Origin of the sequence: Geomonas sp. Red32, from assembly GCF_023652955.1 — a bacterium.
GTDB lineage: Bacteria > Desulfobacterota > Desulfuromonadia > Geobacterales > Geobacteraceae > Geomonas.
Map to the genome: position 1 here is coordinate 301,459 of NZ_JAKLOY010000002.1, position 20,746 is coordinate 322,204.

A 20,746-nucleotide genomic window follows, 5' to 3' on the forward strand; every position below is an offset into this window, starting at 1 on the left:
GATCCTCCTTTCAGCGGAAAAAGGCGACCATCTCTTCCAGGTTGTCCCGGTACTCGAGGTTACCGAGATGCCCACCTTTGGGGTACACCTTGAGACGCGGTCCGAACAGGTTCCGCAGGTACTCGAGATCGCCGGGCCCCATGAGGAAGTCGTTCTCGTTGGCGACCACCCCGATCTTCGGAGTATTGGCAAGGTAACCTTCGATGCTCTTCAGGCTCTGGGCGGCGGCCAGTTGCTGGATGGTGAGCCCGGGGCGCTTGGATTGGAAGTACGGATAGAAGTACTCGTTGAAATATTCGAAGAAGCTTAAGTGCGAAGAAACCATGAAGTAATCGTAGAGTGAGTCGCTTTGCATCAGCACCTTGTTCTTCGGCACGATATACCCGCTGTTGGTCATCACATCGGAGGCGAAGATCATCCCGCCGAGGTTGATCCTGAAGGTGAGGCTGATCAGTCCCCCCGTCTCCTCAGAGGAGAAGAGCCGTTCCCGGTACATGGTGTAGAGGAACTCGTCGTTGAGAGTCACGAAGTTACTGCTGCGGTAGTACTCGCTGAAGCGGGAGAGCATCCGGTTGAAGAAGATCCCCTCCTGATGCGGGCCGCCGGGTACCTTCTTCAGAAGATCCTCGATGCGGGTGATGGAGGTATAGATGCTGACCGAGGGGTCGATCATCAGCACTTTGCGGAAGTTGAAGACTTGGCGGTCCTCGTCCAGCTTGGCGACGAAGGCCGCCTGGTCGCCGCCGAGGCTGTAGCCGCAGAGGTTGAACGAAGAGACCTCGATTTCGCCCCGGACCTTCTCCCAGGCCACCTCCATGGCGTGGTAGAGGTCGGCGCTATCGTCGGTAAGATCGCCCGGGATGCAGCTGCGCGAGGCGGAGACGATGAAGTTCGCGTTGGTTGGCGACGGAAGCGTGATGACGTGAAAGCCCGCGTGGTAAAAGGCCTTCAGCATGGTGATCAGCTTGTCGGCGCGGTCACTCGCGCCGGTTCCGGCGATCAGGAACACCAGGGGAGCCTTCTTCTTCTGCCAGGCGAAGGTGCAGCGAAGCCCGGTGTCGTAGAAGAAGATGGGAGGCTTGACCCGCTCGGGGAGCACGTCGAGGACCAAAGACCTCATGCGGATCTTTTCCGGGTACACCGGGATCATTTGGGGCGGGGTACCGAGGATGGTGGCCTCGTAGGCGCCTTCAATCGGATAGCCGTAACGATCGCCGGCGGCCAGCAGATCGAACGGCAGCAGGAGCAGCAGGAAAACGATCGCCAATCTCAGGAACATCATCAGCGCCTCCCGTCAAAAAACAACCCGCCGAAGCGGGTTGCCGGGCGCCCCGGTCGGGGACAGTAAGCTATTTAACGATCAGGTCGTTTTTGACATCGGTGACGCCGCTGACCCGGCTGGCGACATCGCCGGCCCTGGTTTTCTGGTCGAGGGTATCCACGAAGCCGCTCAACTGGACGACCCCCTGGTAGGTCTTGACCCCGATGTTGAAGGTCTTAAGCGACAGCTCGTCGAAGAGGGCCGCCTTCACCTTGGTGGTCACCACCGAATCGTCCACGTACTGGCCGGTGCTCTCATGAGTCGAGGTCGTTGCGCATCCGATCATAGAAGACAACACTCCTGCGCAGGCAAATACCTTTGCCCACTGGCGAATATTGGCCATGACGTCTCTCCTTTTTAAGCTACGGGGTTGAGATATGCTTAAGGGTAGCTAACTCACATTAAGTGTCAAGCCGACCGTCTCTACGCTCATTATAGCCTATCCGCCCGGTGCATGGTCCAAACCCGGGCGGAAAAACTGGCACACAAGGAGAATCCGCATGAAGCCGACTGCCATCATCGCCCTTTCCCTTACGTCACTGCTGCTGACCACCGCCCTCTTCGCCGCCGACGTCTCCATCTGCAACCCCGGCTCCGCCATTACCACCTTTCCCGACGGGCGCCTTCAATCGTGCAACCTGAGAGATATCTACACTCTCCAGGGGGTGGTCTGTAACGCCTACTCGACAATATCCTTCCACCCCAACGGCCTGCTGCGAAGCTGCACCAGCAGGGATTTCTACACCTACGCCGGGATACCTTGCGACGAGTACGGCGAGATATCCTTCTATCCCTCCGGAACACTCGACACCTGCCGGCTCTCGGCCCAGACCCAGATCCAGGGGAAGGTCTGCGACGAACTGCAGCCGGTCACCCTGTTCGAAGACGGCAGGCTCAAATCGTGTGCCACACCGAAGTGACCACCGGGAGCCCTTGACATTCAAATCGAAATGGTTTCTATTTGGTCAACCGCCTTGCCCATTCCCTCTCATGGAGGAGTCTTAGATGAAACGCCTATCCCGGATGCTGTTGATCGGCATCCTCATGCTTACCTTTGGCTGCAGCTCAAAGGAGGCCCCGACGGCAAAGAGCGGTCCGCACAAGCCGATCGTGGTGGCCACCCTCTTCCCCGTTTACGACTTTGCCCGCGAGGTGGCAGGCGACAAGGCGGAGGTCAAACTGCTCCTTCCTCCGGGAGTGGAGCCGCACAGCTTCGAGCCCAAGCCCGACGACGTGGTGCGGATCGCCAAGGCGGACGTGGTGATCTATACCAACCGCTTCATGGAGCCGTGGGCGGTGAAACTCCTCGAGTCGCAGGGGGGGAACACCGAGGCGGTAGACGCAAGCCAGGGGGTGACCCTGATGAAGACGTCGCACGCCGGGGACGAAAAGGAGGGAGGAGGTCACGCCCACGACCACGGCGGGTACGATCCCCACGTCTGGCTCGATTTCGCGAACGCCCAGGTGATGGTGAAGAACATTGCCGACGGGCTCGCCAAAAAGGACCCAGCCAACGCCGAGTACTACCGGGCCCGGGCGGTGAAGTACCAGGGGGAATTGCAGAAACTAGACGAGGAGTACAAGGCGGGGCTGGCAAACTGCCGGACCAGGGTTCTTCTCCATGGCGGGCACTATGCCTTCGGCTACCTGGCGAAGCGCTACGGGCTGGATTACCACTCCGCGCAGGCGGTGGATCCGGATGCCGAGGCAACGCCCCGGAAGCTGGCCGACCTGGTCAACCAGATGCGAACCAACCATCTGAAGTACGTCTTCTGCGAGGAGTTGCTCTCCCCGGCAACCGCCGAGATGATCGCCAAGGAGACCGGCGCGCAGGTGCTGATGCTGAACGCGGCCCACAACGTCAGCAAGGAGGACTTCACCAAGGGGACGACCTTCCTCGCCCTCATGAGGGGGAATCTGGCCAACCTGAGAAAGGGGCTCGAGTGTAAGTGACGCACTTTCAGGCCGACAAGGGGAGAACGGGGTAAAAAAACGGCAGCAGGCCGCGAAAAAAAATTCGGAATTCGCTTGTGATAACGAAGTGTTGCAGGATTTCTTCGAACGTTCGAATTATTAGAAAAAGGGGGAGTGGCACCACACGGAGCCACTCCCCCTATTTATCGCCTACTTTCGGATCTTATTTTCACGAGCCGAGGCGGGCCATGACCTGCTTCATCTCGTTCCACACGCCGCGCTTGAGCCCCTCGTCGGCCACCAGTTGCTCCGGGTGCAGGGTGGCCAACAGCGGCACCCCGCGCAAGCTCCGGAAACGCCCGCGCAAGGACTCCAGCGGGCTCGCGGATTTCATCATCAGGTGGGCAGCCTCCTCGCCGAGGACGACGATGCATTCCGCGGATGCGGCGGAGAGCCTGGCGAGCAGGGCGGCGCGGAGCTCGTCGCCGGCACTACCCTTCGGATAGCTCAATAGAAGCACCTGGTCCCGGGAAATCCCCATCGCGCCGACTATCTTAGCCAACAGGGAGCCAGCCTCCCCGGCGAAACCGTCACCTGCCATGACCAGCACCAGCCGGGACTTAGCCGGCCCCTCCGCCTTGATCGGGACATCGCCAGCTGCCGGGGCCGCTGCCGGAGCCTGAGCTGCTGCCGGAGCCTGAGCTGCTGCCGGAGCCGGAGATGACGCAGCAGTTGCTGCCCCGGCCAAAGCCGCAGCGTAAGGAGTCTCGCCCCCGGCGCTTTCCACCTCGGGGCCCCGTTCTGCCCGAGCGGGGAGAGGAGCGGAGGAGACGGCGTGGGAGGGCTCCGGCGCTCCCTGATGAGCCTCGGCCAGGGGGGCAGTGACGGAGGCATCCCCGTAGGGGATCTCATCCATCCCGCTCTCCGTCAGGTCCTCGAGATACCTCCTGAGAGAACCTACCAGGGACTCCTGTTCCGACATTTCATGCATCCGCTTACCTCAAACAAGTTAGTCGATTAGAGCCTTTACTTTTGCCCATCCATTAACTATCCTCAACTACATGTTCCCACTTCTTGCCGCAGCAGTGCTGCTCGTGCTGGCCCTCCCCCACGACGCCTTCGCCTGGGGGGCCGGTATCCATCTTCAGCTCGGGATGAACGTCCTCGCCCATCTCGAGGCCCTGGAGCCATCGGTCGCCGCCATTATCGGCAACCATCCCTTCGACTTTCTCTACGGCACCATCGCCGCCGACATCACCATCGGGAAGAAATTCACCCACTACCTGCAGCACTGCCATCGCTGGCGGATGGGTCACAAGGTGCTGGACAAGGCAGCCGACGGTGCCGAGCAGGCCTGCGCCTACGGCTACCTGAGCCACCTGGCGGCCGACTGCATCGCCCACAACTACTACGTCCCCTACAAGGTAATGAGGAGCTTCTCCTCTCTCACCTTAAAGCACGCCTACTGGGAGATGCGGTTCGAGAACTATGTCGAGAAGGAGATCTGGGACACCGGGAAAAAGGTGGCCGCGGAGCACTTCAGCAAGAACGACCAGTTGCTCCGCAAGGTCCTCTCGGACACCATCTTTTCCTTCGCCACCAATAAGAGGATCTTCAACTCCATCCTTTTGGTGAGCCGGCTGGAGAAGTGGCAAAGCCTCCTGCAGACCCTTTCCGACTCCTCACGCTACTCCCTCGACGAGGAAGACCGCGAGGAGTACATGCAGCTGGCCCAGGAGGCGGTCTTCGACTTCCTGAACAACGACGAAGAGTCCCGCTACTTCAAAGCCGATCCCACCGGGGAGAAGGCGCTGGCCGCCGCGGAGGCGGTGCGTAAGAACCTAAGGCTCCTCTACCGGAGCGGGAAGATCACCAAGGACCAGGCCTATGACGAGCTCGGCGAGATCAAGACCAAGCTCAAGGAAGCTATCTGCCAGCCGGAACTGCTACTGGAGATACTATCGAAGTAAGCCTAACCCCAACGCCAATAGAACACGGATCAAATCCGATGTCCCTTCTCCCTTCTTAGCGCCAGCACCCGGTCGAGAATCACTCCCGCCAGCTGATCCTTAGCCATCTTCGGCAGCTCCTCGACCTTGCCGTCTTTGGAGAGTATCTTCACGATGTTGGTGTCGACGTTGAATCCCGCCCCTTCCAGGGAGACATCGTTGGCAACCACCATGTCCAAATTCTTCGCGTTGAGCTTGGCGGTGGCGTTGGCCACCAGGTCCGCAGTCTCGGCCGCGAAGCCGACCAGGATCCGTCCTTCCTTGCGCCCCCCTACCTCGGCGAGGATGTCGGGGTTCTTCTCCAGTTCGATCGAGAGGGACTCGGCCCCCTTCTTCATCTTGGTCCCCGCCCGCTGCTTCGGACGGTAGTCGGCGACCGCGGCCGCCTTGATCACCACGTCGCAGCTCTCCAGCTCGGCCAGCACCGCGTCCCGCATCTCCCGCGCACTCTCCACCCGCAGCACCTTCACCCCCCAGGGATCGGCAATGGCGGTGGGTCCGCTCACCAAGGTGACCGCGGCGCCGCGCAGACGCGCCTGGCGGGCGATGGCGTATCCCATCTTTCCCGACGAATGGTTGCTTATGTAACGTACCGGGTCGATCTCCTCCAGGGTGGGGCCGGCGGTAACCAGGATCCGTTCTCCGGCAAGGTCTTTCCGGGTCAGCGCGGCAACCGCCTCCTCGAGGATGACAGCGGGAACCTGAAGCTTCCCCTCCCCTTCGTACCCGCAGGCGAGCATCCCGCAGGCGGGGGGAACGAAGAGGTAGCCGTGCTCCTTCAGACGCCGTTCGTTCTCCCGGTAAATGGGGTTCTGGTACATGTTGACGTTCATGGCCGGGGCGATCAGCACCGGGGCCTTGGTGGCCATCACGGTGGTGGTCAGCAGGTCGTCGGCGATGCCGCAGGCCACTTTGCCGATGAAGTTGGCGGTGGCCGGGGCGATCACGAAAAGGTCGGCCCGCTCGGCCAGCGAGATGTGGCCGATCTCCTGCTCGGAGATCAGGTTGAAGAGCTCCAGGTGGACCGGATTACTCGAGAGGGTCTGGAAGGTGAGCGGCGTGACGAATTCGGTAGCGGCGCGGGTCATCACCACGTGGACGGTGGCTCCCGCCTTGGTCAGCAATCTCAACAGTTCGACGGCCTTGTAAACGGCGATCCCCCCGGTGACGCCAAGGATGATCACTTTCCCTTGCAGCATCGGCTCCCCCTACAGGTACGGGTTGGACTTCTTTTCGCGCCCGATGGTGGTGGAGGGGCCATGGCCGGGCCAAACCACGGTCTGCTCGGGAAGCGGCATAAGCTTTTCGGTGATGGAGGCGATCAACTGTTCGTGGGAGCCGCCGGGAAGATCGGTACGCCCGACGGAATCGGCGAAGAGGGTGTCGCCGGTGATGACCACCTGCTCGTTACGGAGATAGAGGCAGCAGCCGCCCTGGGTATGTCCGGGAGTGTGGAGCACCTCTATGGTGCGCTTGCCGAACTCGAGGGTCATGCCGTCGGTCAGGTAGCGGTCGGGGGCCGGGGAATCCACCACGTCGAGGCCGTACCCTTTTGCGCTGCTGCGGGCGCGGGAAAGAAGCGCCAGGTCGTTTTCGTGGACCAGCAGCTCCGCCCCGGTCTTATCCTTCACGTCGCGGTTGCAGCCGACATGGTCGAAATGGGCATGGGTGTTGACGATGTACTTGATGTTGAGGCCGAAGCGCCCCACGGCGGCGAGGATCTTATCGCAATCGGCACCGGGATCGACGATCACACCTTCGTTGCTCCCCCGGTCACCGAGGATGAAACAGTTAACCCCGAGCGGGCCAACCACTATTCTCTCTATCAGCATGGCATCTCCTTGGAAATTGTAGATAACAGTACTGCATAGTTAAAATACCCCCCCGCCTCCCCTCACCTTCCCTTACCATCGCTGGGGCACGGAGGGCTCGCGCTCACCCTCCCTTCCCAGCGTGCCAGGGAGGAAGGAGAGAGAGGCGTTAAAAGAGGTCGAGGTTCTCGCTTTTCAGCGCCTCGAAGGGATTGTTGGTGAAGGACTTGCGTCCATCCTTTTGCTGGTGCTGTGCTTCAGGCTTGACCGGCGGCGCCGCCACCCGCTCGGGGATCAGCTCGGCCGGGTCGAGAAAGTCCTCGGCCTGCGGCTCTTCGACCCGCATGGCGTTGTCCTTGAAGAAGTAGCGGTCGTAGAGACGGTGGTACGACGTCCAGCGGGAAGGATTGTCGGGCTCCTTGCGGATATGGGTCCTGATCCCGTTGATCTTCGAGTCGAGATCGTCCAGGTAGTTGAGGATGGTGGCCTCGACGGTCTTGGGACGCTTCGGGGAGCCGTACTCGTACTGCCCGTGGTGGGAAAGGATCATGTGCTTGAGGAGCATGCCGAGCTCGACCGGGAAACCGGGGAGGGCGGCGATCCGCTCCTGGATCATCTCCACGCCGATGGTGATGTGGCCGATCAGTTTCCCCTCGTCGGTATAGTCGAAGGAGCGCAGGTAGGTCATCTCCCGCACCTTGCCGATATCGTGCAGGAGGGCGCCGGCCACCAGCAGGTCACGGTTGAGCCCCTGGTACAACGGCACGATGGCATCCACCAGCTTGGCCACCGACAGCGAGTGTTCGAGCAGCCCGCCGAGGTAGACGTGGTGCATTCCCTTGGCGGCGGGGGCGACCCGGTACTGGTCCATCACCTCGGGATCCGAAAAGAAGGCGTTCATCAGCCGGGCGAGGTCGGGGTCCTTGAGGGAGGCCAGCAACTGACGCAATTCGGCTACCATCTCGTTGATGTCCCGGTCGGTCTCGGGAAGGAAATCGGCCAGCTCGACCTGGGACTCGGGAACGAGGGCCAGCTCGGAGATGATGAGCTGCATCTTCCCGAGATAGACGCTTGCCTTCCCTCGCACGGCCAGGAAATCGTTGCGGTCGAAGACGTTGGCGATCTCGTCGGCGTTGTCCCAGATCTTGGCGTCCATTTCGCCGCTCTTGTCCATCAGCTTGAGGGTCAGATACGGCTTGCCGTTTTTGGCCATGGCCATGATCTTATCCTTGACCAGGAATACTGCCTCGACCTGGTCCCGGTCCTTGATGTCCGCAACGCATATCTTTTTCACAAGTGACTCCTTGTTGGTATCGGTTTGACTCTCTACTCTACCCCAGCCCCTGCTCCTGCCTGATCCGAAGCGCAATGGCATCGGCCACCCGGATGCCGTCCAGCGCCGCACTCATGATCCCCCCCGCGTAACCGGCCCCCTCGCCGGCCGGGTAGAGGCCGGGATGGCTGACCGACTGGAAATCGCTGCCGCGCGGGATCCTGACCGGCGCGGAGGTTCTGGTCTCCACCCCGGTGAGGGTGGCATCTTCGGTGATGAACCCGCGCATCTTCCGGTCGAAGGAGACGATCCCCTCCCGGAGGGTGCTGACCACCGGTTGGGGAAGAAGCCGCGCCAGATCGTATTCTACCACGCCGGGACGGTAGCTGGAGGCGAGCTTCCCCTTCCCTCTCTTGAGAAAGGAGAGGAGGCTCTCCGCCGGCGCCAGGTACCCTCCCCCGCCGGCCCGGTAGGCCCGCTGCTCCAGCATCCTCTGGAACGCGATCCCCGCCAGCGGCGAGTCGCTTTCAAAATCGCGGGGCCCCACGGTGGCGACCAGGGCGCTGTTGGCCCAGGGGGAATTACGCCGGTAGCCGCTCATGCCGTTCACCACCACGCCCCCCTCTTCGGAGGCGGCGGCCACCACCACGCCGCCCGGGCACATGCAGAATGAATAGGCCGATCGCCCAGTCGCCTCGTTGTTGTAGGCCAGGGCGTACTCGGCCGGAGGGAGGCTCGGGGGGGCCTTCGCTCCGTACTGGATGGCGTCGATGAGCGGCTGGGGGTGCTCGACCCGCAGCCCTACCGCGAACGGCTTCGCCTCCACGGCCACCCCGCGCTCGTACAGCATCGCGTAGGTGTCGCGGGCGCTATGCCCGGGGGCAAGCACGAGGGCGCGGCAGGGAAGTTCGTATTCTCCGTTAATTTCGATCGCCGCGAGGTTCCCGTCCCGCAGGACGAGGTCGCTGAACCTGCTGTCGAAGAGGACCTGGAAGCCTGCGGAGATGAGGCTTTCGCGGATCCCCTTCACCACCGTCCGCAACCGGTCGGTCCCGATGTGGGGCTTCGCCTGGTAGAGGATCTCGGGGGGCGCCCCGAACCCGGCCAGCTTGGCGAGTACCCAGCCGCAGTTAGGGTCCTTCACCCGGGTGGTCAGTTTCCCGTCCGAAAAGGTTCCCGCCCCTCCCTCGCCGAACTGCACGTTGCTCTCGGGAAGGAGGGTTCCCTCGCGCCAGAAGCGGGCCACGTCGCGGTTACGCTGGTCGACGTCCCGTCCCCGCTCCAGGATGGTGGCGGTGAGCCCGTACTCGGCGAGCCTGAGGGCCGCGAAGAGGCCGGCGGGCCCCATGCCGGCGATGACCAGCCCCGGGACCGGGGAAAGCTTCGGGAAGGCCACCGGGGGAGCCGGTTCCACCCGCGAGAGATCTCCCCCTACGGCGAGCCGGGTTTCGTCCCGCAGGGAGAATTCCACCGTGTGGACCAGCTTGATGGCACCCTTCTTCCGGGCGTCGATCCCCTTTCTCACCAGAGTAAAGGAGACGATCTCGGATTCGGGGATGCCGAGCTTTTTGGCCAATAGCGGGCGGAGCGCGGACTCCGGATCGCCGGGGTTCAGGGTAAGGTTACGCAGCAGGAATGGCATCGGGATCAGGCCGCGCTGGCGCGCGCCTTTCTCTCCAACAACTGCTCGATGATGATCACGATGTCGAGTGGAGGGGTCGATTTGGGGATGTGCACCTTGGCGCCCATCTCGGGAGAGGTGTGCTCGTGAGGAGCACCCTTGAACATCGAGGTGAGAAGCACGATGATCGGGTCACGGCCGCCGGCCTGCCGGGCGATCTCCAGGCAGGTGCTGACCCCGCCCATGTTCGGCATCACCAGGTCGGAGACGACCACGTCCGGATGCTCCTGGACGTAGGCCTTCACACCCTGGAGGCCGTCGGAAGCGGTCACCACCGTGAAGCCGGCCCCCGAGAAGGCGTCGGAGAGCACCTTCAGGAAGAAGCTGTCGTCATCGATGAGGAGAATCTTTGCCCCGGCGGCTGCCATTGCGACCTCTGAGTCTTGGTGGAATGGGCCATGATACAAAAATGCCGGCCAAAATGGAAGGGGAAACCGCCCTTATTTGGCCGCCAGCGGGAGCCTGACCAGGAAAGTCGTGCCGCTGCCATCGGTCTTCTCCACCTCGATCTTCCCTTTGTAGGTCTTGACGATCCTCAGCACCACCGAGAGCCCCAGGCCGGTGCCGCGCGCGTTGGTGGTGAAGAAGGGGTCGAAGATGTTGGGGAGGTTTTCGGGGGGAATGCCGGGGCCGGTGTCGGAGACCTTCAGGTTGATGTACTCCTCGTCCTGGTCGAGTTCCACCCCGAGCGTCCCCTGCTCGCTCATCGCGTGGATGGAGTTAAGAAAGAGGTTGGTGAAGATCTGCTCGATCTCCATCGGGTCGGCGTTGATGGCGGGAGGGATATGCCGGAAGTCGGTGACCACCTGGATCTTCTTCTGCCTAAGCTGCGGGGTGAAGGCCTCGAGGAGATCCTCCAGCACCCGGTCCACATGCACCTCGCTGATCTCGAACTTGGGGCGCTTGGAGGCGTCCAGGAGCTTGCCGAGGATGCCGTCGATCCGGTCCACCTCCTTGAGGATCTTGTCGCAGTAGTCCTGGTGCTCGTTCTCGTCGAGCCCCCCCTTGATGAGCTGCACGAAGAGCGCGATCGAGTTGAGCGGATTCCTGATCTCGTGCGCCATACCGGCGGAGAGGTAGCCGAGGGTGGCGAGCTTCTCGGACTGGACGATCTCCGCCTGGGCACGGGTCAGCGCCTCGCTCTTTTCCTGGACCCTCGCCTCGAGCTCCCGGTTCCAGTCGGCGATCTCGGCCAACAGGCGCTCACGCTCGAGAAGCAGCGCCCGGTTCTGCAGCTCGACCGACCGGAGCTTCAGCACGCTCTCGATGCGGTCCACCATGTCCTGGTTGTTGAACGGCTTGAGGATGTAGTCGGAGGCCCCGGCTTTCATCAGCTCGACGGCGATCTCCTCGCTCCCCTTGCCGGTGAACATGATGACATAGGTCTCGGGGAAGCGCCGCCGGATCTCCTTGAGCGCGGTGAGCCCGTCCATGTTGGGCATCATGTAGTCCAAAAGGACGAGCTCGGGGGGATGCTCCTCGATGATCTTGAAGGCCTCGCCGGCGCTCAGGGCGGTAAAAACCTGGAAGCCGCGGTTCTTGAGGATAATGGCCGTCAGGTCCAGGATGATCTTTTCGTCGTCGACGATGAGGACGGTGCCGCGGTACTGTTTCACAGTTTCGGTCATGGTGCTCTCTTTCGGGATCGGTCAAAAAAAAAGGGACAGCGAAAACGCTGCCCCCCGGGTTCGCGGCGCTTCGTGCTACGGGAGTCTGACGGTCACCACCGGGCAGAGGGCCTTTCTCACTACGCGCTCGGCGGTGCTCCCGAAGAGGAGGTGGTCGATGCCGCTTCTCCCCTGGGTACCCAGCACGATGAAGGAGACCTGCTCGCTCTCGGCCCGTTTCAGGATCTCCTCGAAGGGGATCCCGGTGACGATCGAGCAATCGTAGTCGGCGAAGTCCTTGACGTGGGTGCTGCAAAAACGCTCCATCATCTGCTGGGCCCCCTCCTCGATCTCCTTCTCGAGGTTCTCGAAGGAAACGTGGGGAACGTAGAATCCCCGGAGGTCGACCGGTTCGTTGATCACGTGAAGGATCAGCAGACGGCTGTTGAACTTCTGGGCTAGGGCTAGGGCATACTCGAAGGCGTGCTCGGAGCTCTCGGAAAAGTCGGTGGCGAAAAGAATCTTGTCGAACGTTCGCATGCTGCCCCCCTGCAATTTAGTTCAGTGACTGGTCTCCTTGAAGATCTTTTTCAGGATCGACTTCAATTCGTCGATCTTGACCGGTTTGTTGATGTACTCGAAGGCCCCGAGGTTCATCGCCTCGATGTACGATTCCACCCCGCCGTAGGCTGTGATCATGATCACGTTACTTTTGGGGTAGCAGCGGTTGAGTTCCTTGAGGAAGGTGATCCCGTTCATCTCGGGCATGTTGATGTCGGTAACGATCAGGTTTACTTCTTGTTCTCTCAGGTAGTTGAGCGCTTCGAAACCGTTGGCAACGCTGTCGACCAGGAACCCTTCCTTGGCCAAAAGGCGGGAAAGGCCGATCCGTGCATTCTCCTCATCGTCGACCACCAGTATTCGTTTCGGCTGCTTTGGCAAAGTCAGGCTCCGGGTAAGTTTTTGAAAAGACGTACTGATTCTAACATCGCGCTCCCCGGTGTCAAGCGGTGCCGCGCTCCCCGGCAGCGATCCGGTTTCCCGGTTTCATCGCGGTTGAGGTAACGGTGAAGACGGCCTGGATAACGGGGATTTCGCCGCCGGCAAAATCTCCCGCCGGGCTCCTCCGTCAGGCGCCCTTCAGTTCCACATGCACGGGCTTGCCCGCCTCCCCGAGCTTCAGGTGGCGCCCGTTGTATTCCGCATCCACCGCCCCCCCGTCACCGAGATCGATCACGAAGGAACGGGTCCCTTTCCACTCGATCACGTCCCCCGCCTTGAGGTCGTAGCGCTGCGAGATGCTGTCGTCGATGGTGATGGCCAGCCAGCTGTCCCGGTTAAACCTGAGCCTCAGCACGATCCCTCCCGGCTGCTTCTGGGCGGGGGGGGGCGCCGCCGCGGGAGCGGGAGCCGGGGCCGGTGCCGGGGTGGCCGCGGGCGCCGGTGCGGTGGGAGCCGCCGGAGGGATAGCCTGCTGGGCCGAACTGTGCGGGGAAAGAACAGCGGGGTTCTGCGGCTGGGGCGCCGGCTGGGGTGCGGCCGGTGGCGGCGCTGCGGGTTTGACCGCCGGGCGCGGCGGGCGTTCGTCCGATTCGCCGAAGAAGATGGCTGCCATGATGACCAGCACCAGCAGGAAACCGGGGACCACCCAGCGGCCGGGGCCTGCCACCGCCTTCCCCTTCTCGACCTGGGGGGTGCGGGGAACACCCGCCTCCGCCTGCGGGCGGGGAGCGCTCTGCAGCGACTGCTCGTAACGGGCCACCACCTCGTCGCCGGAGAGAGAAAGGAAATCGGCGTAGAGCCTCAGAAAGCCCTTGATGTAGGCCGCCGACGGGAGCTTCTGGAATTCCCCCTGCTCCATGGCGATCAGGTAGTTCTTCCCGATCTTGGTGACCCGGGAGGCTTCGTCGAGCTCGAGGCCCCGCGAGATGCGGACGCTTTTCAGGTATTCCCCGAGCGGGGCGGCGCCCCCTGCTTCTGCCTCTGGTTCAGCCACAGTGCCTCACTTCAGCATGTCCAGGTACTCCCTGGAGAGCTGCCCGTTTTCGGAATCAGGAGCCAGCTTGACCACTTCGCGAAAGGCCTCGCGGGCCTCCCGCGATTCGTTCTGTTTCATGTACGCCAGCCCAAGGTGATAATAGGCAGCGGCGTACGAGGAGTTGAGCGAAACGGCCTTCTTATACTGCTCGATGGCCAGTTCGGTGCGGTTGAGGGCGAAATAGACCCGCCCGAGGTTGAGCCTGGCGCGGGGGTCGGAGGGGTTCTTGCTGACCGAACCGCGCAGCTCGGCCAGGGCCTGGTCGTAATCCCCCTTGCCGAAATAGGCGAGCCCGAGGTTGATGGCGGCGCTCCCCTGGTCGGCGTAGAAGATATCCTCCTGGACCTGCTTGAACTGCGCGATGGCGGCATCCCAGCGCTTCATCTCCAGGTAGTCGACCCCAAGGTTGTTGCGCGCCTCGGAGTAGTTCTCCTTGAGCTTGAGCGCCCTCAGGTATTTCTTCTCGGCCAGCTCGAAGAGCCCCTTCCGGAAGTAGGCCAGCCCGAGGAGGTTGAGGAGCTCGGGCTCCTTGGCGCTGATCTTCTCGGCCTCGGTGAACTCCTGCAGAGCGCCGGTGAAGTTGTTCTCGGCGTAGAAGGACTGCCCCATCTGGTAATGGTAGAGGTAGGTGTTCTTCTCCGCCTTGTTCATGGCGCAACCCGAGCCAAGAAGCAGCGGAACGATCAGCACGACAAGGAACCAACGGGACATACGCCTCACCTGGCTATTCTGGGTCTGGTACCGGGGAAAATTAACAGATTAGGAAGATCTTGTCAATGAAGGGACATCCACCCATCCCCCGCCTAGAGCTCGTTCACCCCTTCGAAGTGGGTCATCTGCTTGAAGGTCCGGTAGCGCGCCTCGATTTCCGGGTAGGTGAGGGACTTCAGGCGGTCGAGACTGAAGGCCTCCACGTTGAACGAGGCCATGACGGAGCCGAAGATGACCGCCTGGCGGACCCCTTCGTCGGTGAGGTTGCCGGTGTTGGCCAGGTACCCCATGAAGCCGCCGGCGAAGGTGTCCCCGGCGCCGGTGGGATCGAAGACCTCCTCCAGCGGGTACGCCGGAGCGGCGAAGAGCGAGTGGCCGTTGAACATCAGCACCCCGTACTCGCCGCGCTTGACGATCAGGTTCTTGACCCCCATGGCGATGATGCTGCGGGCGGCGCGGATCAGGTTGGACTCGCCGGAGAGCTGGCGGGCCTCCCCTTCGTTAATGATGAGAAAGTCTACCTTCCTGATCACCTCCTTCAAGGCCTCGGGCTTGGAGGAGATCCAGAAATTCATGGTGTCACAGGCCACCACCTTCGGATTTTTCACCTGGTTCAGGACCTCCATCTGCAGCTCGGGGTCGATGTTGGCCAGGATCAGGTACTCGGCGTCGGCGTAGGCGGCCGGAATCACCGGGCGGAAGGTCTCGAAGACGTTGAGATGGGTCTCCAGGGTCTGGGCCTCGTTGAGGTCGTAGCCGTAGCGCCCCTTCCAGTGGAAGGTCTCGCCCGGGACGCGGGAAAGGCCGTTCAGGTCGATGTTGCGGGAGGAGAGGAATTTGGTGTGCTCCTCCGGGAAATCCTCGCCGACCACCGCCACCAGGTTGACGTCGGTGAAGAAGCTTGCCGAGGTGGAAAAGTAGGTGGCCGAGCCACCGAGGACGCGCTCGCGCTTGCCGAAGGGGGTCTCGACCGAGTCGAGAGCGACGGATCCGACGACCAAAATGCTCATGAGGATACCTCCTGGAATATGGTTTAGGGTGTGAGGCCGGGCGGTCAGAGATACTTGCCGATGATCAGCTCCAGGTTTTCCCGGGTCTCCACCGGGATCACCGAGGTGTCGCTGATGATGGCGTACTTGAGGGCGTCGGCACAGGCGCAGCTCCTCGTGCCGGAGATCTTCTGCACGGCGCAGCGGATGATCTTCTTGGCCATGGCGACGTTGGACTTGATGATGGCGATGATGGCCTCCACCGAGACGTCGTCGTGGGCCTCGTGCCAGCAGTCGTAGTCGGTGGAGAGCGCGATGACCCCGTAGCAGAGCTCGGCCTCGCGGGCAAGCTTGGCCTCGGTCAGGTTGGTCATCCCGATGATGGATGCCCCGAAGGAGCGGTAGAGGTGGGATTCGGCCCGGGTGGAGAAGGCGGGCCCTTCCATGCAGACGTAGCAGCCCCCCCGGTGGACGGTGGCTCCCGCCTCGCCGGCGGCATCGAAGAGGACGGAGGAGAGGTCCTGGCAGACCGGGTCGGCGAACTGGACATGGCCGACCACCCCGTTGCCGAAGTAGGTGTCCTTCCTGAAGCCGCGGGTGCGGTCGATGAACTGGTCGGGGACGACGATGTGGCCGGGGGCGATCTCCTCGCGGAGGCTCCCCACCGCGGAGACGGAGATGATGCGGGTGACGCCGAGCTTCTTCATCCCGTAGACGTTGGCCCGGTAGTTGACCTCGCTCGGGGTGAAGCGGTGCCCCTTGCCGTGGCGGGGCAAAAAGACCATGCGGACCCCGTCCAGCTTGCCGGTGATGTAGTCGTCGCTGGGGCGGCCGAAGGGGGTATCGACGTTGACCTGGTCGACCTCGGTCATACCCTCCATCTCGTACAGCCCGCTGCCGCCGATTACTCCGATTACCTCGTCAGTCATCACACCCTCCTCGCCATGCAATTATAAATAGATCGGTCTGTGGTTACTGCTCCTTGAGCTTTTCGTCCAGCCTTCCCTTGAGCTGGCCGCAGGCGGCCGAGATCTCCCCTCCCCGGCTGGAGCGGGTGATCACGGTGACGTGCTTGTCCAGGAGGTACTTGTGGAAGCGGTCGATCGACTCCTGGCTGGGGGTCCGGAAGGATGCCCCCTCGTGCTCGTTGAAGGGGATCAGGTTCACCTTGGAGGGGAAATTGCTGATCAGCTTGACGAGCCTTTTGGCATCCTCCAGCGAGTCGTTCAGATCGCGGATCATCACGTACTCCACGGTGATCCAGCGCCGCGAAGGGAGCGGGAAGGCCTTGCAGGCGGCCAGAAGCTCCTTCAGCGGGTAGCGTCGGTCGATCGGCATGATCAGCGAGCGGATTTCGTCGGTGGTGGCGTTCAGGGAAACCGCCAGGTTGACGATGCACGCGTGGCCGAGCTCGGCCATCTCGGGGACCAAGCCGCAGGTGGAGACGGTGACCTTGCGGTTGGAGAACTGGAAGCCGTCCGGATCGGTGAGGATCTTGACGGCCGGGATCACCGCGGCAAGGTTGGCGAGCGGCTCCCCCATCCCCATGAAGACGATGTTTCTGACCGGCTCCTCGCGCTTCACCGCGCAGACCTGGTTGACGATCTCGGCGGTAGTCAGGTTACGGGTGACCCCGAAAGTACCGGTCAGGCAGAAGGCACACCCCATGGCGCAGCCGACCTGGCTGGAGATGCAGAGGGTATTGCGCCCCTCGTCGGGGATCAGCACGCTTTCGACGGCGTTGCCGTCGGCCAGCCGGAAGAGGTACTTCTTGGTGCCGTCCTCGGCCGCCTCCACCACCTCGGGGACGAGGTTGGAGATCGCCGCCTTCTCCGCGAGGAAGGCCCGGAACTCCTTGGAGACGTTGGTCATCTCGTCGAAGCTCGTGGCGTCCATCTGGTAGAGCCACTTGAAGATCTGCTTGGCGCGGAAGCGTTCCTTGCCGATCCCGGCGATGTACTGTTCGAGACCCTCGAGGGTCAGGTTCTTTACGTCGGTCTTTTCCATGCGTCCATATAAAAAGGGCCCTTCGCGACGAAGGGCCCTTTTTGAGTCGTACCTTGGCGTCTTAGACCAGTTCGAGCTGGTTGAAGAAGTAAGGAATCTCGAAAGCGGCGGTTTCCGGGGCGTCGGAGCCGTGAACGGTGTTCTCCTCGATGCTCACGCCAAGGACCTTGCGGATGGTGCCTTCGGTAGCGTTGGCCGGGTTGGTGGCGCCCATGAGGGTCCTCCAGTCGGCGATGGCGTTCTCTTTTTCCAGCACCAGGGCGATCACCGGGCCGCGGGACATGAAGGCGCAGAGGTCGCCGAAGAACGGGCGCTCTTTGTGGACATAGTAGAAGCCTTCGGCCTGGCATTTGGAGAGACGGATCTTCTTCATGCCGACGATCTTGAAGCCGCCAGCCTCGATCATCTCGATAACCTTGCCGGTTACGTTCCTCTCAACGGCATCGGGCTTGATGATAGCAAAAGTTCTTTCCATGACTTCCTCCCTCATTATATTGGTAGACCCCTTCAAATAGCATTCGCCATCAAGTTTTGTCAAGGCAAATGCAGGGGTTGCGGGTACAAAAAAAGCCCACAGAGATTCTGTGGGCTTTCGGTAACAGGGCGGACCCTGTTCCCAATTACTTCTTCTCAGCCGGGGCAGCCGGAGCAGCCGGGGCAGCCGGGGCAGCTTTAGCGGAAGAAGCCTGACCCTGAGCGGGAGCAGCCGGAGCGGCCGGAGCAGCCTGCTCAGCAGCCGGAGCCGGAGCCTCTTCTTTCTTCTTGCAGCCAGCAGCAAAGGCGAGGGCCAGAGCCAGGCAAAGAGCCAAAGAGATCACTTTTTTCATTGACGATATCACCTCTTTTCTTTTTAGATTTACCATTACTGCGCAAAGCGCCTGGTTTTTCAAGTCACAACAAAGGCCGAATATACTAGCATTCCGATAAATGTCAACACTTTTTAAAGCGTAAAAATCAACATTTTCCTTTGACCTTTAACTTTCCACCTGAAAAAGAGCGGTTACCTCCCCCACCATCCTCATGTGGGGTGGGCAAACGGTGCTTTCTGCACCGGTCAGGCCCCGGAGTGCCCGCCAGCAGGGGGCCGGCGGGCCGATCGGTGCATGGAAAGTATCTCATGAATTTTTCACTGCCTACTAGCAAGTAAGCTATCTATTTTTACATCAAACTCTTGTCATCAGCCGCCAAATATATTACTTTAGCCCAATTAATTCAAATGTAAACGCTAGCTACCCGAGGGGGAATCCACGTGAACGAAACGCTTAACCCGGAAGAGAGAAAATTTCTGCTGGAAACGGCTCGCGAGGCAATTACCGTGGCGGTGCGCAATGGCAAGGCGGTGACGAGGGAGGCGACCTCCCCTTCCCTGCTCGAGCATAAAGGTTGCTTCGTGACCATCAAAAGCCAGGGGGCCCTCAGGGGGTGCATAGGGAACCTGACCTCGGACAAGCCTCTGTACCAGCTTGTCCAGCAGATGGCCGTCTCCGCGGCCGTCCGCGACCCGCGCTTCTACCCGATGAAGGAGGAGGACCTGGCGGACTTCCAGCTGGAGATCTCGGTCCTCTCCCCGATGACCAAGGTTTCCTCGACCGAGGAGATAGAGGTCGGGGTCCACGGGCTTTACCTGGAAAAGAATTTCGCCCGCGGGGTACTGCTCCCGCAGGTCCCGGTCGAACAGGGATGGAACCTGGAGACGTTTCTCAACCAGACCGCGCTCAAGGCGGGCTTGAAGCGGGATGACTGGAAGGAAGGGGCCAACCTCTACGTCTTCTCCGCGGAGGTGTTCGGGGAATCGGAGACAGTTTAACCGCCAGTCGGACCTGTCGGACTAGCACTAGCCGGACGAAGGACAAAAAGAAGGGGGCGCATTCGCGCCCCCTTCTTGTTTCCCGGGTGAGGGGAATTCTTACATCTTGCGGCCACCTTCGGCAGCCCACTTCTCGAGCATGTCGGTGGTGACGGACTTCGGACGCTCGATGGCGTAGCCGAGGCCGCGGTCCCAAGTGATGTTGGCCATGCAGCCCAGAGCGCGGCCCACGCCGAAGAGGACGGTGTAGAAGTCCCACTCTTTGAGGCCGTAGTACCACTGGATAACGCCGGACTGTGCGTCGACGTTCGGCCAGGGGTTCTTGGTCTTGCCGTGCTCGGTGAGGACGCCCGGGGCGGTCTCGAAGATCATGGCGACCAGCTTGAACAGCTGATCGTCCTTGAGGCCCGGGGTCTTGAGGCAGAACTCGCGCTGTGCGGTGTAGCGCGGGTCGGTCTTACGGAGAACGGCGTGGCCGTAGCCCGGAACGACCTGGCCGGCGTTGAGGGTATCCCAGAGAGCCTTGGTGACGTTCTCTTTGGTCGGCTCGGCGCCGTTGAGCTTCTTCTGGAACTCCATGATCCAGCCGAGCACTTCCTGGTTGGCAAGGCCGTGCAGCGGGCCGGCGAGGCCGTTGAGGCCTGCGGAGTATGCGTAGTACGGGTCGGAGAGAGCGGAGTGCACGAGGTGGGTGGTGTGGGCGGAGACGTTGCCGGACTCGTGGTCGGAGTGGAGGATGAAGTACATCCTGGCCACGTCCTTGTACTGCTCGCTCTGGCCGATCATGTGGGCGAAGTTGGCGCCCATGTCGAGAGCCGGATCGATGGCGATCTGCTTGTCGCCGCGGTATTTCAGGTTGTAGATGAAGGCGGCCAGCACCGGGATACGGGCGACGATGTCGCTGGCATCCTCATACACGTACTCCCAGGCGTCCATCTTGTTGAACTTGCCGGAGTTGTAGAAGCCGGCAAACTTGGAGTCTTTCTGCATGGCGATGATACCGACGGAGAGCATCACCATCGGGTGGCTGTCCTTCGGAAGAGCGCGGACGGCCTGGTACACGTACTCCGGCACGACCTGACGGGTCTTGAACTCGGCCTCGACGGCGGCAACCTGGTCGGCGGTCGGAACGTCGCCGGTCAGCAGGAAGTACCAGAACGACTCGACGGTCGGGTACTCGGAACCTTTAGCCTTCGGCAGTGCTTCGAAGGTCTCCGGGATGGTCTTACCGCGGAAACGGATGCCTTCCTGCGGATCGAGATAGGAGATATCAGTCACCAGGCTGCGGATGTCGCGGGCGCCGCCGATGCACTGGCCGATATCGACCTTGTCGATGATAACGGAGCCGAACTCTTTGGTCAGGCGGGTGATACGGGGACGGTGGGCCTGGATCTTCTCAAACAGCTTCTCTTTTAATTGCGTCATGTGTCGGTTCTCCTTTTCTGTTGGGGTTGAGTGAACACTGATGAATTAAACTCTGGGAAACTTGCCACCCTTCTCGTCACCGTGCCGGTCGACCCGCGCTCGGCCGGTTGCGCTGGGAAGTATACTGTATACAAAGAGTTTTCAAATGTATAC

At 61.5% G+C, this 20,746-nt stretch carries 23 protein-coding genes; 4 read left to right on the plus strand and 19 right to left on the minus strand.

The window, feature by feature from the left end; translation table 11 throughout:
• Positions 1 to 10 precede the first annotated feature (10 nt).
• Positions 11 to 1,282 carry an alpha/beta hydrolase gene (locus L4X63_RS08230; RefSeq protein WP_250678131.1) on the minus strand — a complete coding sequence of 424 codons (1,272 nt, stop codon included), beginning with the start codon at positions 1,280 to 1,282 and terminating at the stop codon, positions 11 to 13.
• Positions 1,283 to 1,349: 67 nt separating this feature from the next.
• Positions 1,350 to 1,607 carry a BON domain-containing protein gene (locus L4X63_RS08235; protein ID WP_250678132.1) on the minus strand — a complete coding sequence of 86 codons (258 nt, stop codon included), beginning with the start codon at positions 1,605 to 1,607 and terminating at the stop codon, positions 1,350 to 1,352.
• A 214-nt stretch (positions 1,608 to 1,821) separates the two neighbouring features.
• Between L4X63_RS08235 and L4X63_RS08240 the strand changes: the two genes are divergently transcribed.
• Both L4X63_RS08240 and L4X63_RS08245 read left to right on the plus strand, forming a co-directional pair.
• Positions 1,822 to 2,241, plus strand: coding sequence for a hypothetical protein (locus tag L4X63_RS08240; RefSeq protein WP_250678133.1), 420 nt, complete (start codon positions 1,822 to 1,824; stop codon positions 2,239 to 2,241).
• 85 nt (positions 2,242 to 2,326) lie between these two features.
• Positions 2,327 to 3,274, plus strand: a complete 948-nt coding sequence (locus L4X63_RS08245; protein WP_250678134.1) for a metal ABC transporter substrate-binding protein — start codon at positions 2,327 to 2,329, stop codon at positions 3,272 to 3,274.
• Between the two features lie 190 nt (positions 3,275 to 3,464).
• On the opposite strand, the gene L4X63_RS08250 is transcribed toward L4X63_RS08245, so the two are convergent.
• On the minus strand, positions 3,465 to 4,217 hold the full coding sequence (locus L4X63_RS08250) for a uracil-DNA glycosylase family protein (protein ID WP_250678135.1): 753 nt from the start codon (positions 4,215 to 4,217) through the stop codon (positions 3,465 to 3,467).
• Positions 4,218 to 4,296: 79 nt separating this feature from the next.
• On the opposite strand from L4X63_RS08250, the gene L4X63_RS08255 reads away from it, so the two are divergent.
• Positions 4,297 to 5,205, plus strand: a complete 909-nt coding sequence (locus L4X63_RS08255; protein WP_250678136.1) for a zinc dependent phospholipase C family protein — start codon at positions 4,297 to 4,299, stop codon at positions 5,203 to 5,205.
• 29 nt (positions 5,206 to 5,234) lie between these two features.
• Here the strand turns inward: L4X63_RS08255 and coaBC are convergent, their stop codons facing one another.
• From coaBC to L4X63_RS08335, 15 genes are all read right to left on the minus strand, one after another.
• Positions 5,235 to 6,443 (minus strand): bifunctional phosphopantothenoylcysteine decarboxylase/phosphopantothenate--cysteine ligase CoaBC, encoded by a 1,209-nt coding sequence (gene coaBC / locus L4X63_RS08260; RefSeq protein ID WP_250678137.1) that lies wholly within the window; start codon positions 6,441 to 6,443, stop codon positions 5,235 to 5,237.
• A gap of 9 nt (positions 6,444 to 6,452) precedes the next feature.
• On the minus strand, positions 6,453 to 7,076 hold the full coding sequence (locus L4X63_RS08265) for an MBL fold metallo-hydrolase (protein WP_250678138.1): 624 nt from the start codon (positions 7,074 to 7,076) through the stop codon (positions 6,453 to 6,455).
• Between the two features lie 148 nt (positions 7,077 to 7,224).
• The gene (locus L4X63_RS08270; RefSeq protein WP_250678139.1) at positions 7,225 to 8,349 is read right to left on the minus strand and encodes a 3'-5' exoribonuclease YhaM family protein; all 1,125 of its coding nucleotides are present in this window, start codon (positions 8,347 to 8,349) and stop codon (positions 7,225 to 7,227) included.
• Positions 8,350 to 8,386: 37 nt separating this feature from the next.
• On the minus strand, positions 8,387 to 9,970 hold the full coding sequence (locus L4X63_RS08275; protein ID WP_250678140.1) for an NAD(P)/FAD-dependent oxidoreductase: 1,584 nt from the start codon (positions 9,968 to 9,970) through the stop codon (positions 8,387 to 8,389).
• Positions 9,971 to 9,975: 5 nt separating this feature from the next.
• Positions 9,976 to 10,377: a response regulator gene (locus L4X63_RS08280; protein WP_250678141.1), complete on the minus strand. Its 402-nt coding sequence runs from the start codon at positions 10,375 to 10,377 to the stop codon at positions 9,976 to 9,978.
• Positions 10,378 to 10,449: 72 nt separating this feature from the next.
• Positions 10,450 to 11,637, minus strand: a complete 1,188-nt coding sequence (locus tag L4X63_RS08285) for a hybrid sensor histidine kinase/response regulator (RefSeq protein ID WP_250678142.1) — start codon at positions 11,635 to 11,637, stop codon at positions 10,450 to 10,452.
• Positions 11,638 to 11,712: 75 nt separating this feature from the next.
• Positions 11,713 to 12,156 carry a universal stress protein gene (locus tag L4X63_RS08290; RefSeq protein ID WP_250678143.1) on the minus strand — a complete coding sequence of 148 codons (444 nt, stop codon included), beginning with the start codon at positions 12,154 to 12,156 and terminating at the stop codon, positions 11,713 to 11,715.
• Positions 12,157 to 12,177: 21 nt separating this feature from the next.
• On the minus strand, positions 12,178 to 12,558 hold the full coding sequence (locus L4X63_RS08295; protein ID WP_250678144.1) for a response regulator: 381 nt from the start codon (positions 12,556 to 12,558) through the stop codon (positions 12,178 to 12,180).
• 187 nt (positions 12,559 to 12,745) lie between these two features.
• Complete coding sequence (locus L4X63_RS23610; RefSeq protein WP_350339176.1) at positions 12,746 to 13,612, minus strand: helix-turn-helix domain-containing protein; 867 nt, start codon at positions 13,610 to 13,612, stop codon at positions 12,746 to 12,748.
• Positions 13,613 to 13,618: 6 nt separating this feature from the next.
• On the minus strand, positions 13,619 to 14,365 hold the full coding sequence (locus tag L4X63_RS08310) for a tetratricopeptide repeat protein (protein ID WP_250678145.1): 747 nt from the start codon (positions 14,363 to 14,365) through the stop codon (positions 13,619 to 13,621).
• Between the two features lie 92 nt (positions 14,366 to 14,457).
• The gene (locus L4X63_RS08315) at positions 14,458 to 15,375 is read right to left on the minus strand and encodes a PfkB family carbohydrate kinase (RefSeq protein WP_250678146.1); all 918 of its coding nucleotides are present in this window, start codon (positions 15,373 to 15,375) and stop codon (positions 14,458 to 14,460) included.
• Between the two features lie 44 nt (positions 15,376 to 15,419).
• Positions 15,420 to 16,283, minus strand: a complete 864-nt coding sequence (gene mtnP / locus L4X63_RS08320) for an S-methyl-5'-thioadenosine phosphorylase (protein ID WP_250678147.1) — start codon at positions 16,281 to 16,283, stop codon at positions 15,420 to 15,422.
• A 43-nt stretch (positions 16,284 to 16,326) separates the two neighbouring features.
• Positions 16,327 to 17,361, minus strand: coding sequence for a dual-specificity RNA methyltransferase RlmN (rlmN, locus tag L4X63_RS08325; RefSeq protein ID WP_250678148.1), 1,035 nt, complete (start codon positions 17,359 to 17,361; stop codon positions 16,327 to 16,329).
• Positions 17,362 to 17,422: 61 nt separating this feature from the next.
• On the minus strand, positions 17,423 to 17,836 hold the full coding sequence (gene ndk / locus L4X63_RS08330; protein ID WP_250678149.1) for a nucleoside-diphosphate kinase: 414 nt from the start codon (positions 17,834 to 17,836) through the stop codon (positions 17,423 to 17,425).
• 145 nt (positions 17,837 to 17,981) lie between these two features.
• On the minus strand, positions 17,982 to 18,188 hold the full coding sequence (locus tag L4X63_RS08335; RefSeq protein WP_250678150.1) for a hypothetical protein: 207 nt from the start codon (positions 18,186 to 18,188) through the stop codon (positions 17,982 to 17,984).
• A 422-nt stretch (positions 18,189 to 18,610) separates the two neighbouring features.
• Here L4X63_RS08335 and amrA point away from each other — a divergent pair, with 422 nt between their 5' ends.
• The gene (amrA, locus tag L4X63_RS08340; protein ID WP_250678151.1) at positions 18,611 to 19,168 is read left to right on the plus strand and encodes an AmmeMemoRadiSam system protein A; all 558 of its coding nucleotides are present in this window, start codon (positions 18,611 to 18,613) and stop codon (positions 19,166 to 19,168) included.
• Between the two features lie 99 nt (positions 19,169 to 19,267).
• Here amrA and L4X63_RS08345 read toward each other — a convergent pair whose 3' ends face one another.
• Positions 19,268 to 20,593: a citrate (Si)-synthase gene (locus L4X63_RS08345; protein ID WP_250678152.1), complete on the minus strand. Its 1,326-nt coding sequence runs from the start codon at positions 20,591 to 20,593 to the stop codon at positions 19,268 to 19,270.
• Positions 20,594 to 20,746 lie beyond the last annotated feature (153 nt).

What these genes read in the sequence shown, in the direction of transcription:
- L4X63_RS08285 (WP_250678142.1), bottom strand. Translation starts at nt 11,637, where the DNA reads ATGACCGAAACTGTGAAACAGTACCGCGGCACCGTCCTCATCGTCGAC.
- L4X63_RS08265 (WP_250678138.1), bottom strand. Translation starts at nt 7,076, where the DNA reads ATGCTGATAGAGAGAATAGTGGTTGGCCCGCTCGGGGTTAACTGTTTC.
- L4X63_RS08345 (WP_250678152.1), bottom strand. Translation starts at nt 20,593, where the DNA reads ATGACGCAATTAAAAGAGAAGCTGTTTGAGAAGATCCAGGCCCACCGT.
- ndk (WP_250678149.1), bottom strand. Translation starts at nt 17,836, where the DNA reads ATGGAAAGAACTTTTGCTATCATCAAGCCCGATGCCGTTGAGAGGAAC.
- L4X63_RS08250 (WP_250678135.1), bottom strand. Translation starts at nt 4,217, where the DNA reads ATGTCGGAACAGGAGTCCCTGGTAGGTTCTCTCAGGAGGTATCTCGAG.
- L4X63_RS08310 (WP_250678145.1), bottom strand. Translation starts at nt 14,365, where the DNA reads ATGTCCCGTTGGTTCCTTGTCGTGCTGATCGTTCCGCTGCTTCTTGGC.
- L4X63_RS08230 (WP_250678131.1), bottom strand. Translation starts at nt 1,282, where the DNA reads ATGATGTTCCTGAGATTGGCGATCGTTTTCCTGCTGCTCCTGCTGCCG.
- L4X63_RS08245 (WP_250678134.1), top strand. Translation starts at nt 2,327, where the DNA reads ATGAAACGCCTATCCCGGATGCTGTTGATCGGCATCCTCATGCTTACC.
- L4X63_RS08280 (WP_250678141.1), bottom strand. Translation starts at nt 10,377, where the DNA reads ATGGCAGCCGCCGGGGCAAAGATTCTCCTCATCGATGACGACAGCTTC.
- L4X63_RS08240 (WP_250678133.1), top strand. Translation starts at nt 1,822, where the DNA reads ATGAAGCCGACTGCCATCATCGCCCTTTCCCTTACGTCACTGCTGCTG.
- L4X63_RS08275 (WP_250678140.1), bottom strand. Translation starts at nt 9,970, where the DNA reads ATGCCATTCCTGCTGCGTAACCTTACCCTGAACCCCGGCGATCCGGAG.
- L4X63_RS08315 (WP_250678146.1), bottom strand. Translation starts at nt 15,375, where the DNA reads ATGAGCATTTTGGTCGTCGGATCCGTCGCTCTCGACTCGGTCGAGACC.
- L4X63_RS08290 (WP_250678143.1), bottom strand. Translation starts at nt 12,156, where the DNA reads ATGCGAACGTTCGACAAGATTCTTTTCGCCACCGACTTTTCCGAGAGC.
- L4X63_RS08335 (WP_250678150.1), bottom strand. Translation starts at nt 18,188, where the DNA reads ATGAAAAAAGTGATCTCTTTGGCTCTTTGCCTGGCTCTGGCCCTCGCC.
- coaBC (WP_250678137.1), bottom strand. Translation starts at nt 6,443, where the DNA reads ATGCTGCAAGGGAAAGTGATCATCCTTGGCGTCACCGGGGGGATCGCC.
- rlmN (WP_250678148.1), bottom strand. Translation starts at nt 17,361, where the DNA reads ATGGAAAAGACCGACGTAAAGAACCTGACCCTCGAGGGTCTCGAACAG.
- mtnP (WP_250678147.1), bottom strand. Translation starts at nt 16,283, where the DNA reads ATGACTGACGAGGTAATCGGAGTAATCGGCGGCAGCGGGCTGTACGAG.
- L4X63_RS08235 (WP_250678132.1), bottom strand. Translation starts at nt 1,607, where the DNA reads ATGATCGGATGCGCAACGACCTCGACTCATGAGAGCACCGGCCAGTAC.
- L4X63_RS08255 (WP_250678136.1), top strand. Translation starts at nt 4,297, where the DNA reads ATGTTCCCACTTCTTGCCGCAGCAGTGCTGCTCGTGCTGGCCCTCCCC.